Annotated in this window: 10 protein-coding genes; all 10 read left to right on the top strand. The window is 58.5% G+C overall.

All coding sequences use genetic code 11. The annotated features are described in order from the left end of the window. Nucleotides 1-25 precede the first annotated feature (25 nt). The 10 genes from J2X15_RS12050 to J2X15_RS12005 all read left to right on the top strand — a co-directional run bounded on the left by J2X15_RS12050 (nt 26) and on the right by J2X15_RS12005 (nt 12,105). Entirely contained in the window at nt 26-520 is a 495-nt protein-coding gene (locus J2X15_RS12050; RefSeq protein WP_310343135.1) for an Hcp family type VI secretion system effector, read from the top strand. Between the two features lie 60 nt (nt 521-580). After that, nucleotides 581-1,033, top strand: a complete 453-nt coding sequence (gene tssE, locus J2X15_RS12045) for a type VI secretion system baseplate subunit TssE (protein ID WP_310343134.1) — start codon at nt 581-583, stop codon at nt 1,031-1,033. A gap of 2 nt (nt 1,034-1,035) precedes the next feature. Then, on the top strand, nt 1,036-2,802 hold the full coding sequence (gene tssF / locus J2X15_RS12040) for a type VI secretion system baseplate subunit TssF (RefSeq protein ID WP_310343595.1): 1,767 nt from the start codon (nt 1,036-1,038) through the stop codon (nt 2,800-2,802). After that, nucleotides 2,757-3,809, top strand: coding sequence for a type VI secretion system baseplate subunit TssG (gene tssG / locus J2X15_RS12035; protein ID WP_310343133.1), 1,053 nt, complete (start codon nt 2,757-2,759; stop codon nt 3,807-3,809). The genes tssF and tssG overlap by 46 nt, the downstream gene beginning before the upstream one ends. A 16-nt stretch (nt 3,810-3,825) precedes the next feature. Further along, nucleotides 3,826-6,540, top strand: a complete 2,715-nt coding sequence (gene tssH / locus J2X15_RS12030) for a type VI secretion system ATPase TssH (RefSeq protein WP_310343131.1) — start codon at nt 3,826-3,828, stop codon at nt 6,538-6,540. A 39-nt stretch (nt 6,541-6,579) separates the two neighbouring features. Next, nucleotides 6,580-8,514: a type VI secretion system Vgr family protein gene (locus J2X15_RS12025; RefSeq protein ID WP_310343128.1), complete on the top strand. Its 1,935-nt coding sequence runs from the start codon at nt 6,580-6,582 to the stop codon at nt 8,512-8,514. A gap of 1 nt (nt 8,515) precedes the next feature. Then, a complete protein-coding gene (locus J2X15_RS12020) occupies nt 8,516-9,214 on the top strand; it encodes a toxin-antitoxin system YwqK family antitoxin (RefSeq protein WP_310343126.1) in 699 nt (232 codons plus the stop codon). Nucleotides 9,215-9,216: 2 nt separating this feature from the next. Next, nucleotides 9,217-9,603: a DUF4280 domain-containing protein gene (locus J2X15_RS12015; RefSeq protein WP_310343123.1), complete on the top strand. Its 387-nt coding sequence runs from the start codon at nt 9,217-9,219 to the stop codon at nt 9,601-9,603. Between the two features lie 247 nt (nt 9,604-9,850). After that, nucleotides 9,851-10,807 (top strand): ABC transporter substrate-binding protein, encoded by a 957-nt coding sequence (locus tag J2X15_RS12010; protein WP_310343121.1) that lies wholly within the window; start codon nt 9,851-9,853, stop codon nt 10,805-10,807. Nucleotides 10,808-10,830: 23 nt separating this feature from the next. Continuing rightward, nucleotides 10,831-12,105, top strand: coding sequence for a dicarboxylate/amino acid:cation symporter (locus J2X15_RS12005; RefSeq protein WP_310343593.1), 1,275 nt, complete (start codon nt 10,831-10,833; stop codon nt 12,103-12,105). Nucleotides 12,106-12,117: the final 12 nt, after the last annotated feature.

Raw genomic sequence — 12,117 nt, 5'->3', positions numbered from 1 at the left:
TTAACTCAACCTGTTTGGATCATTTATGTTGTACCTAAGTATTGACACTATTAGCGGCAATTGCACAGAAAAAGGTTATGAAGACTGGATCATGCTCGACTCCTTTAGTTTGGGGGTGGCAAACTCATTGACGTCCAATGCTGGTAATAGCGAACGCACAAGCGGTGGTGTACAGATTTCCGAAATGAACTGTTCAAAAACCATGGACGTTGCTTCTTTGTTGCTTGCGGAGGCGTGTGCTGGCAACAAGAATCTTGGGGAAGTGATTCTGACCGTGACGCGTACGGATGGCGACGAGCAATTGGAATTGGTGAACTACACCTTGAGTGATGCAATGATTTCGAGCATCTCGACATCTGGTTCTGGTCACGGCGACCTGCCTCATGAAAGTTTTAGTATCAATTTCACTGCGATCGATGCAACGTACACGAAGCAGAAGCCCGAAGGTACTGCCGAAGGTACGGCCAACTTCTCGTGGGATATGAAGACACGCGAGAACAAATCCGCCGCTGGCGGCTAACCAAAGGCAAGCGTCTTGCGGGACGTCTGGCACCCACTAGTCGGATGAGGGATTTTTTGAATGGCAGAACTCATCCGTGGTGCCAGCATTCCGCTCTTCGAACGCTTGCAGGGCGGTGAGTCCGGCCAATTCGGGCAGGTCATGTCGCCGGCTCAACTTGAGCTCTCGATTGGGCGAGAGCTGTCGCGTTTGTTGAACACGCGGTCCAAATTGCTGGTGCGCGAGTTTCTGGAGAGCAGCGGAACCACCCTGGATTACGGCATACCGGATATGTCTGCCTTGTCATCGCGCTCGCAGTCCGACCTGGACTTGCTGCAGTCTGCAATTGCTAGGGCGATTGCCATGTACGAGCCCCGTTTGAAAAATGTGGTGGTGCGGGCCGCGTCATCTGCGACCGACACGACGACGCGGGTGGCAATTACCGGAGCGGTCACCATCGACATGAAGTTGCGCCCCCTGAATTTTGAACTTCAAATTGACCCACGCCACGGCGGCTTGGCAAAGGCGAATTGACGGTGGCTGAAGTCATACACAGCGATCTGCTCCAGTACTACAAGCGTGAACTGACCTATTTGCGCGAGCAAGGCTCCGACTTTGCGGCGCGCTATCCCAAAGTGGCGTCTAGTTTGGCCTTGCATGGTTCAGAGTCCTTGGATCCGCATACCGAACGGCTGATTGAGTCCGTCGCTTTTTTGGCAGCGCGTGTGCACCAGGACCTGGACCGCGAGTTCCCCCAGGTCGCGGCTGCGCTGCTGGACAATTTGTGTCCCTCTCTGGTGCAGCCAGTGCCTTCTATGTCCATTGCCCAATTTCAGTTGGACCCGACGCAGGGCAAGGTCACCTCCGGTTTTCAGGTGCCTCAGCATTCGGCACTCTATGCCAATGCGTCGGATGGTCAGCAATGCCGCTTCCGCACGGCTTGGCATTCGGTGCTGTGGCCTGTCAGCGTGACCGCTGCCGTTTTGGAGGGCGGTAGCAATGCCGTGCGGCTGACCTTTGAGTGCGGTGTCGGCGCAGATTTTGCTGAGTTGGAAATCGACTCCCTGCGCATTCACCTGCACGGCGACTGGATGACGACGATTCCGCTCTACGAGTTTTTGGTGGCTGACGTAGCGACAGTGAGCCTCACTCCCGAGGGCGAACCCACCCGATTCCTTCCTGCGAACTCATGGCGAGAAGTGGGCTATGGCGAGGATGAGAATGTATTGCCACTGCCGCCCAACGCACAGCCCGCATATGGGTTGATGCAGGAGTATTTTGCGTTTCCGAACAAGTTCCACTTTTTTGACCTTTGCAATTTGCGCGGCAGACTGGGTAAGGGGCGGCGCTTTGAGGTGCGTCTGGTCATGGGGCAGCCCGCGCGGGGAATTGCAGGTATTGATGCGGACCAATTTCAACTTGGATGCACACCTATCATCAATCTGTTTCCGCGGACCAGTGAGCCCCTGTTGATCGACCAGAAGCACTATGAATACCGTTTGGTAGCCGACCGCCAGCGCGAAGCCAGTACAGAGGTGCACTCCATTGTGTCGGTCACGGCATCCGATCCAAACGCGCAACGCCCCGTTGTTGTGCCCAGCTTCGCCGCGCTGAGCCATGCGGGAGCCGGTGCTCCGACCTGTTATTGGTCTGCCCGACGAGAACAAAGTTTGCGTCACGACATCTCCGGCACTGACGTATTCCTTTCGTTTGTGGATCAGACCAAGTCGCTGACGACACCGCCGCAACCCGTGGTCTACGCCAATGTGCTGTGCACCAACAGAAGGTTGGCTGAGCAGGTTCCCCGCAACGCGCGCATGGTGGCGGAAGGCATCTCTGACACTGCCGCCGTACGCTGCCTGTATGAGCCCACCTCGCAGCGCAACCCCCCGCTGGGCAGTGAAACGCTTTGGCGGTTGGTCTCGCTGTTGACTTTGAGCCATCAGTCGTTGGTAGATGGCTCCACCGGCAAAGACCAGTTGCGTGAGATGTTGGGGCTTTTTGCATCCGATAGCACGCGTGACCACGAGCAGATCCGGGGTATTCGCAGTTTGAAGGCGCGCAGTGTCACGGGCCATATTGGGACCGAGGCTTGGCGCGGGTACTGCCGGGGCACGGAAATCTCGCTGGAGTTTGACGAAGAGGCCTTTGTGGGTGGGTCGCGGCTTCTCATGTCGGCGGCACTGGCTCGCTTTTTTGCCTTGTACACCTCGGTCAATTCATTTGTGCAATTGCGGGTGTACCGCGGTGATGAGATATGGAAACAATGGGAACCGATGAGCGGCCGCCAGCTGGTTCTCTAGTCCAAGGACTGGTGGCCAAGCCGCAAGGCTATAACCTCTTTCAGGCCATTAGCCTGCTGGAGCGTGAAGTCCGTGCGCGTGAGCCAACACCGACGCCGCAGCGCGACGCGATGCAGCTGCCTGTGCGTTTGCGCTCTGTGGTCTCTCTGGGTTTTCAGGCCAGCGACGTCAGCAACGTGAGCGAGGACGATTCGCAGAGTGCACCGTTTGTCTTGCGCACACCCGTGTTGTCGCTTGCGGGAGCGCAGGGTCCGCTGCCCCTGCCATTTACCGAGATGGTATTGGAGCGCAATGCCGCGCGTGACTACGCCACAGCAGACTTTCTCGATATCTTCAATCACCGTTTTCTGGCCTTTCTGTACCGTAGCCGCAAGAAGCACAACATGGGGCTCAATGGCCTGGCGCCGGCGGCGTCACCACTGGCCTCCTGCCTGGATGCACTTAGCGCACTGGGACTGAAGGCTGGCGTGCGTGCGCCAGATGGTGATGCTGGATGGCTTGAGCACGCAGGCTTGTTGGGTGGTGCACCCCGGTCGATCGCTGGCTTGCTGGCGATGTTGTCCCATCGCCTGGACGTGCGTGCTTCGGCCAGGCAATTTTGTGGTGGCTGGCGTTTGCTGGAGCCCGCGGATGTGCTGCGTCTTGGTGGGCGAGGGAGATCGCCCAGGCTTGGTCGCTCGGCCGCCTTGGGTCAGCGGGTCTGGGATCAAAGTGCCGGTGTTTGCATCACATTCCATGGGCTGCGGCTGCCTCGCTTGCAGCAACTGCTAAAGGGAGGCAGCGAGCACGCATTGCTGGGTTGGATGGTGCGCCGCTACCTGTCACAAGACCTCGACGTTGAAATCGTGTTGCAGGTTCGACCTGACGACTTGCCGCGTGCTGCGCTAAGTGCCCAGCAGCCCTTGCGCCTGGGTTGGACCTCTTGGTTGGTTTCGCGGCCAGCCTCTTTGGTGGATTTGCCGCCAGTGCGCTTCAAGCTCGCTGAGTCTGCGGCAGCGCCACAATGAAGAAGGGCGCCTGACCGTGGAAATAGACACCCGCACCCTTCTTGGCAAATTGAACCCGGAATGCAAGCGCGCTCTGGAGCGTGCAGCCGAGCTTTGCGTTCAACACACGCATTACAACGTCGAAGTCGAGCACTTTTTCTTCATGCTCATGGACAGTAACGCGCCCGACTGGAAGGTGCTGCTGGCTCACTTCGCGATCCAACCCGATGCCATTGCGCAGCAGTTGCAGCAGGCGATGGACCATTTCAAGCGCGGCAATGCACGAACCCCGGCCCTCTCGCCCCACTTGGCTCCTTTGTTGCAGGAAGCCTGGTTGCTGAGTTCCATGCTTCTGGGCGAGCAACGGATCCGCTCCGGGACGGTGCTACTGGCTGCCTTGGAGGTGGATGCCGTGCGCGGCGTGTTGTTGGAGTCGGCGCCCGGACTCTTGCAAATCCCGCGCGAATCTTTGCGCAATGGTTTGCCCGAATGGTTGCGTGGCTCCAGCGAGGACAGCCGCAGTCACTCAGGCAACATCGTTAGCGGCGCGATACCGGCGGTTGCGGTTGCGGCTGGTGCAGGGGCAGGGGCAGCTGCACAGATGCCGAGTCGTTCGGGTACCCATGGAAATACGCCTTCGCTGGACCAATACACCGTAGACCTGACGGAATGGGCACGGCAAGGACAGATTGATCCCATTCGCGGCCGAGATGCTGAGATTCGCCAGCTTATCGACGTGTTGCTGCGCCGCCGCCAAAACAACCCGATTCTCACGGGTGAAGCTGGTGTTGGCAAAACGGCCGTAGTCGAAGGTTTTGCGCAGCGCGTGGTGCAAGGGCTGGTGCCCGCTGCGCTGCAAAATGTGTCGGTACGTTCACTCGACTTGGCGCTGCTCCAGGCCGGGGCTGGCATCAAGGGTGAGTTTGAAAATCGCTTGAAGTCTGTCATCCACGAAGTCAAGGCGTCGGCGCAACCCATCATCCTGTTCATTGACGAAGCCCATCAACTGATTGGTGCGGGTGGGGCGGAAGGTCAGGGCGATGCCGCCAACCTGCTTAAGCCTGCGCTGGCACGGGGCGAGTTGCGCACCATCGCTGCGACCACCTGGGCTGAATACAAGAAGTATGTGGAGCGTGACCCGGCCTTGGCGCGGCGGTTTCAGGTAGTCAAAGTCGACGAGCCCACGGAAGAGGTCGCCATCGAGATGCTGCGCGGCATGGTGGCCACGTTGGAGAAGCACCATAACGTGGAGATTGTGGACGACGCTGTCCGTGATGCCGTCAAGCTGTCCCATCGCTATATCACCGGCCGCCAGTTGCCGGACAAGGCCATCAGCGTGCTTGACACGGCGTGCGCTCGCGTAGCGGTCGGTCAGAGTGGTTTGCCGCCGGAGCTGGAGAATTTGGAGCGAGAGATTGCCAACGCCGAGGTTCAGTTGCGGATCTACAGGCGCGAGAGTGCTGCGGGCAGAGACCATGCCAGTGCCATCCAGAGCCTGACGGCTGAGATCGCCCGGTACAAGCAGGATAAGGAACGACTGGACGAGAAGCTGGCGGAAGAAAAACGGGCGGTTGCGGAGATCATTGTGTTGCGTCGCCGTCTTGCCCAGCAGGCAGATGCCAACACCCCCGTCGACAGTGGTGAAGATGTGGGATGGACCTCCGCCAATCTGGTACGGCTTGAGAAGGGGCTGGAAGCCATCCGCAGTGATGAGCCCCTCGTCCCCGTCTACGTCGATTCGGCGGCGGTGGCGGCGGTGGTGTCAGGCTGGACGGGCATCCCCATTGGCAAGGTGCTGGCGGATGAGTTGCACACGGTGCTGCACCTCAAGGAGCGCCTGGCCGAGCGGGTGGTGGGGCAGGACGCGGCACTGGATGCCATCGCCCGGCGCGTGCGCACCTCTCGCGCGGACCTGGATGATCCGGGCAAACCGGTCGGTGTCTTCATGCTGGTGGGCCCCAGTGGTGTGGGCAAGACAGAAACCGCCTATGCACTGGCCGATCTGATGTACGGCGGCGACCGCAACATGGTGACCGTGAATATGTCGGAGTTCCAGGAGGCACATTCGGTCTCCAACCTCAAGGGTGCGCCACCTGGTTATGTCGGCTATGGCAAAGGCGGTGTGCTGACAGAGGCGGTGCGGCGTCGACCGTACAGCGTGGTGCTGCTGGACGAAATGGAGAAAGCCCATCCGGATGTGCTGGAGTTGTTCTTCCAGGTGTTTGACAAAGGCACGATGGAAGACGGCGAAGGCGTGCAGATCGATTTCAAGAACACGCTTATTTTGTTGACATCCAACGCGGCACAGGACGTCATTACCCAGGCCTGTGCGGGCAACGTGCGCCCCTCTGCCAGCGCATTGGTGGAAGCGCTGCGCCCAGAATTGCTGCGGCAGTTCTCCCCCGCCTTTCTGGGGCGCTTGACCCTGGCGCCCTACTACCCCCTGGGAGACGCGCAGATACGCGCCATTGTGCGGCTCAAACTCGCCAAACTGGCGCAGCGTTTTGCCAACAACCACAAGGCCGTGCTGACCTGGGGTGCGGAGGTGGAAAATGCCATCGTCGCCCGCTGTACCGAGGTTGACAGTGGTGCCCGCAATGTGGATCACATCCTGTCGCATGCCTTGCTGCCGGAGTTGTCGCGGCGCGTGCTGGAGTGCATTGCCACGGCGGATGACTTCAATGCCGTGGTTGTGCGGCTGGATGGTACGGATCAGTTTCAGTTCGACTTTGCACTGACATCCGAGGACTGACCGGCAATGCGCGAGGGATTTACCCAACAGAACTCCGTGATGAGCGTGACTACGCCGTTCGGCGCGGATGCTTTGATTCTGGATACTTTCCACGGGGTGGAGGCGCTTTCCCAGCCGTTCAAGTTTTCGCTGACGATGCGCGCAGCCAAGGCGACGCTGGACCCTGCCACCATCGTAGGCGCGACCATCACGGTCAAACTTCAGGTGCCCAAGGGGCCGAAGCGCTATTTCAGTGGTATTGCCTCCCGCTTTCTGTATGCGGGAGGGGACGACGCGTTCTCCTTCTATACCGCAGAGATGGTCCCTACCCTGTGGCTGCTGACACTCAGCCGCGACCGCAAGATCTACCAGAAGAAGACAGCGGCCGACATCATCAAGGAGGTGTTGGGGGATTTTGCCGTGGTGTTTGATGCCAAACTCACTGGTACCTACGGTGTCCGCGAATACTGCGTCCAGTACGATGAAACTGCGTTCGACTTCATCTCCCGGCTCATGGAGGAAGAAGGTATCTTCTACTTCTTCACGTTTGCCGATGGCGTGCACACCATGGTGCTGGCGGATGCCGCCAGCGCGCACAAGGCGTGCACCGATGCCACCGACTTGAAGTATTTTCCGGACCAGGATGGCCGTCGGCGCATGACCATCGTCAACCAGCTGGAGTTGGAGAGCCGGCTGGTGTCACAGAAATTCGAGTTCGGTGATTTCAATTACCTCACACCCACCACGGCGCTGAAAGCCGAAGTGGACGGCACCCTCGGCAAAGGCAAACAGTTTGTCTATCCTGGCAACCATGTCGTCGCTGCGGACGGCACTCAGCGCGCTACGGTGCGTTCGCAGGCGAGCCAGAACCAGGGCGTGATCTGTCGCGGTACGAGCTACAGCTATCCGCTGACGGCGGGTACCAAATTCAACCTGACAGACCATCCCCGCACCGCGCTCAACACGGCACTGGTGTTGCGCTCGGTGACGCACTGGGCCAGCGCGGCGCAGTATTGCAATGCGTTTGAAGCGTTTGACGCCACGGTGCCGTACCGCACTCCGCGGCACACCGCCTTGCCACGGGTGTCAGGCAGCCAGACAGCCTTCGTGGTCGGACCGTCAGGAGAGGAAATCTGGACGGATGAACACGGGCGTATCAAGGTGCAGTTCCACTGGGACCGGCTGGGCGCCAAGGACGACAAAAGTTCTTGTTGGGTGCGGGTTGCGCAGTCCTGGGCCGGTAAGGGCTGGGGCAGCTTGTTCTTGCCCCGGATTGGGCAGGAAGTGGTCATTAGCTTTGTGGACGGCGACCCGGACCGCCCGCTAGTGACGGGCAGCGTCTACAACGCGGAGAACGCGCCACCGGTGACCCTGCCATCGATGCAGACCCAAAGCACGATCAAGTCGCGCTCCTCAAAAGAAGGCGCTGCCGGCAATGAGATGCGCATGGAAGACAAAAAAGATTCCGAGGAGTTTTACTTTCACGCCCAAAAAGACATGAAGGTGGAGATTGAAAACGATCTAACCACCATGCTCCACAAGGGCGCTGAGATCCACACGCTGGAAAAAGGCGACCGCACCGTGGATGTTCAGACCGGCAAGGAAACCCACAACGTCAAGGGCACGCGGGAATTGACCATCACCGGCAACGAAACACACACCAACAAAGCAGATTTCAAGCAGGTGGTCAGTGGCAAGTACGAGCTCAAGGTGACAGGAGACTTGCTGATTGATGTGACCGGCTCCATCACCATCAAGTCAGCCAGCAGTGTGTCGAGCAAGGCCGGCACCACGTTCACCAATGAGGCGGGTACAGCCTTGACCAACAAGGCCGGAACGGAGCTGACCAATCAGGCGGGCACCGGACTCAAGAACAAAGCGGGTACCACGTTGGACAATGAAGGGGCCATGGTCAACAACAAAGCGTCTGCGACACAAACGGTCGATGGCGGTGGCATGCTGACCCTCAAAGGCGGCATGGTGAAGATCAACTGATATGGACGCAACCTCCTCCACCGCCACGACGGAGACCATTGAGCAGTTCGATGCTGAGGGGCGACTGACACAGCGCTCCGGTCTGCGGGCGGGCATCTTGCATGGTGACTTCAGTGCGTTTGGTACCAACGGAATCACGCTGCTCAAGGCCACTTACGTCGAGGGGGTTCTGGATGGGGGGCTGACGACGCGGGATGAGCAAGGTCGCTTGTTGCAAGAGGCCAGTTATTCAGCGGGTGTGCAGCATGGTCTGACGCGTGTTTACCTAGCGGGTCGACTCTGTATGGAGCAGAACTACCAGCGGGGAGTACTGCACGGCCCAAGTGTCATGTATTCCGAGGCAGGCGAAATTTCTTCCAAGCAGATGTATGTGCAAGGGCTGCTCGAAGGCGAGGCTGTTTATCTGAACGAGGGCCGTATGGTTCGCAAAGTGGCTTACCGCGGAGGGGTGCAAAACGGAGAGGCGGTGGATTTCAACCGCGACGGAAAACCCGTGCAAAAGGCCTTCTACAAAGACAATCTGCTGGATGGCACCGTGACACGGTTTTGGCCCGATGGGAAGATTCTGGAGATGCAGGACTACAAAGCGGGCAAGCCAGTATCTGCTCTGCGCAGTTTCGATCAGAATGGTGACGAAATGCACAGCGCCAGTGCCAAGCCCGGCATAATGCAGCGGCTCGAACAACTGGTGAAAGGCTGAACATGGGGATTCAAGTAGCCATGGGCGCCAATCTTCAGTGCAGCTTTGGCGCAGCGCCGGGTACGCTGATGGTGCTGCCCGCCAACAAAGTCCTGACGGGCACCCCGGCGGCCAACATCATGGACAACAAGCCCATGGTCAACATCCTGCCGTTTGGCATGTGCAACTGCCCGGCGAATCCCATGGTGGCCGCTGCGACGGCGGCGGCACTCGGTGTGTTGACCCCTATGCCATGTATTCCTGTCACCGCTGCGCCTTGGGCACCGGGCGCTCCTACCGTACTGGTGGGAGGCATGCCAAGTTTACAAAACTCTTCCAAGTTAATGTGCAATTGGGGTGGTGTGATCCAGATCCTGGTACCAGGACAGACGACCGTCATGGTTCCCTAAAGTGAGGTTACTAGCGCATGCAATACACATTTTCAATGACACCGCGAATGGTGACCCTGGCCGCGGTGTGTGTCATCTTGCTCTGCGTTCTGCTTTTCCTGGTTGGTATGGAGATCGGGCAGAAGATGGCAGGTCAGACGATCAACGTGCAAGTCCCAGACGTTTCCAAAGCCTTGCCCGCACCACCAAAGTTGCCGGGTGTTGCGGAATTGGCGGCACCCTTGGCCCCCACAACCAAACCATGAACATGACCAAGAAAGACGAGAGCGTATCCATGCAACACGGGCCACGATCCATGACGCGCCATGCTGTGCAGTGTTTGGCAATATTTGCTGGTGCATGGCTGACCGCAGGGGCACATAGCGCAACCCCGGCTCCCGTGCTTATGAAGCCGGCTGCCGTAGTGGAGGCGCCTGCACCCGCACCGGTGCTTCCCACCACAACGCTGGTCAAGGTGGCGGATGGGCGCTTGCTGGCGCCGGACATCGCGCGCATTGTTAACCGTGGCGAGCTTATCGTGGCCATGCTGGGCGTGGATTCGCCACCGTTCTTTTATACGCGCAACGGCGAACTGGTGGGGTTGGAGGTCGACCTGGCCAAGGCTATCGCCAAAGAGCTCAAGGTGACCGTGCGCTTTGATCGCAGCGCCCAGACTTTCAACGAAGTCGTGGCCGTGGTGGCACGGCAGGAAGCGGATTTGGGGGTTAGCAAACTCTCGCGCACCTTGGCGCGCGCCCAGACCATCAGTTTTACCGATCCGTACCTGCGCTTGAACCATGCATTTATTTTGAACCGGGTCAAGTTTGCAGAGTTAGCCCGGGATCGGCCATTGCCCACGGTCATCCGCGGTTTCAAGGGTTCGATTGGTGTGATCGCCAAATCATCCTTTGCCGACTACGCCGTCAAGAATTTCCCCAATGCCGAGATACGGGAATTCCCAAGTTGGGGAGACGTACTCAAGGCGCTTGAAAAAGGTCAAATCATGGCGGCCTATCGCGATGAATTCGAGATCAAACGCCTTCTGAAGATTGATCCCACCGTATCGCTGACGCTGCGCACCGTGACATTCAAGGACCTGGAAGACAGCCTGGGAATTGCTGTGGGCATCCAGGATCCGACCTTATTGGCGTTCGTCAATCAGTTCCTCGCGGAGGGAACGGAGAAATTGACCATCGATAAGGTTCTCAAGGCAGTGTCGCAATAAAGGCTGACGGAAATTCCTCCATGATTGATTCTAAAAAACTATACGCACTCGCACTCAACCCCTGGGTCGTGGTTTCCATGCTGGCCGCGGGGTTTGCGCTGGGGCTGTACCAGCCTGGCGTGGCGCGCAACCTGGGCATTGTTGGTGATGTTTATGTCGACATGCTCAAAATGATTGCCTTGCCGTTCATGGTGTCCGCTGTGATATTTAGCTTGCAGCGGCTGTTTCGTGAAGGTGGCGCGGGCAGCTTGTTGGCGCGCGTGGGAGCGGTTTTTGTCGTGTTTTCCATTGTGGTCGCTGCCTTGGGTGCCGCCACCCTGTTGGTGATCCGTCCAGGCGAAGACTTGTCTGTCCAGACCCGCCAGACCTTCGGCAAGATTGTCGGCAATGATCTCAACTCCAGTGACACCGTGATGAGTCTGCAGGGCATTGATGCGCCAGCCAAGTCGGTCAACTTTGCCGACGTGTTGGTGAGCATTGTTCCCTCCAACATCTTCGCAGCGTTGGCTGGGGGAGAAACGCTCAAAGCACTCGTGTTTGCCTTGATGTTTGGTTTCGCGGTCGGGCAGGTGCCGTCGCGGATTGCGGATGGACTGACCTATTCCTTGGAGACGATTTACCACGCCTGTCAGACGCTCATGCGTTGGCTGAACTACCCCTTGCCCATCATCCTGTTGTGCATGAGCGCGTCGCAGATGGCCAAGACCGGGTTGGGGCCGCTGCAGGCGATGGCTCAGTTTGTATTGGCTTTCGCGGTCGCTTCGCTGTTGGCCCTCGCCTTGGCGACCCTCATCATCTGGAAGCGATCGAACGCCAGCCTGGGCCAGACTTTGGGGGCCTTGCGTGGGCCTTTTGCATTGGCGCTGGCTACGCGCAGCAGTGCTACTTGTATGCCCATCATGATTGAGGGGCTGGTGGATCGTTTGGGGTTTGCCCGTTCCCGCGTCGAATTGTTAGTGCCCCTGAGTGTGTCGTTGCTGCGTGTGGGGCCGGTTATTTACTATGTTGCGGCCACGCTTTTCATTGCACAGCTCTATGGCCGCGTGTTGGGCCCGAGCGAGCTGGCCATCGTCATGGCGGCATCTATTCTTGCGGGTTTTGCGTCAGCAGGCATGACAGGTTTGCTGACAGTGTCACTTGTCGGCCTCACCTGCAGCTATTTGGGGCTGCCATTTGAGGCAGCATTCATTCTCTTTTTGGCCGTGGACCCAATTTGCGACATGCTGCGAACGCTGGTCTTGGTCATCGGCAACAGTGCTGCGGTTTCCGTGGTTTGTGCGAAACCCTTGAAGATATAGAGGGCACGCTGG

Origin of the sequence: Rhodoferax saidenbachensis, assembly GCF_031457975.1 — a bacterium.
In the GTDB taxonomy this organism is placed as follows: Bacteria; Pseudomonadota; Gammaproteobacteria; order Burkholderiales; family Burkholderiaceae_C; genus Allorhodoferax; species Allorhodoferax saidenbachensis_A.
Note: the sequence above shows the minus strand (reverse complement) of the source record. Positions and strands in the feature narration are given on the sequence as shown.

What these genes read in the sequence shown, in the direction of transcription:
- J2X15_RS12010 (WP_310343121.1), top strand. Translation starts at nt 9,851, where the DNA reads ATGACCAAGAAAGACGAGAGCGTATCCATGCAACACGGGCCACGATCC.
- tssG (WP_310343133.1), top strand. Translation starts at nt 2,757, where the DNA reads ATGGAAACAATGGGAACCGATGAGCGGCCGCCAGCTGGTTCTCTAGTC.
- J2X15_RS12020 (WP_310343126.1), top strand. Translation starts at nt 8,516, where the DNA reads ATGGACGCAACCTCCTCCACCGCCACGACGGAGACCATTGAGCAGTTC.
- J2X15_RS12015 (WP_310343123.1), top strand. Translation starts at nt 9,217, where the DNA reads ATGGGGATTCAAGTAGCCATGGGCGCCAATCTTCAGTGCAGCTTTGGC.
- J2X15_RS12025 (WP_310343128.1), top strand. Translation starts at nt 6,580, where the DNA reads ATGAGCGTGACTACGCCGTTCGGCGCGGATGCTTTGATTCTGGATACT.
- J2X15_RS12050 (WP_310343135.1), top strand. Translation starts at nt 26, where the DNA reads ATGTTGTACCTAAGTATTGACACTATTAGCGGCAATTGCACAGAAAAA.
- tssE (WP_310343134.1), top strand. Translation starts at nt 581, where the DNA reads ATGGCAGAACTCATCCGTGGTGCCAGCATTCCGCTCTTCGAACGCTTG.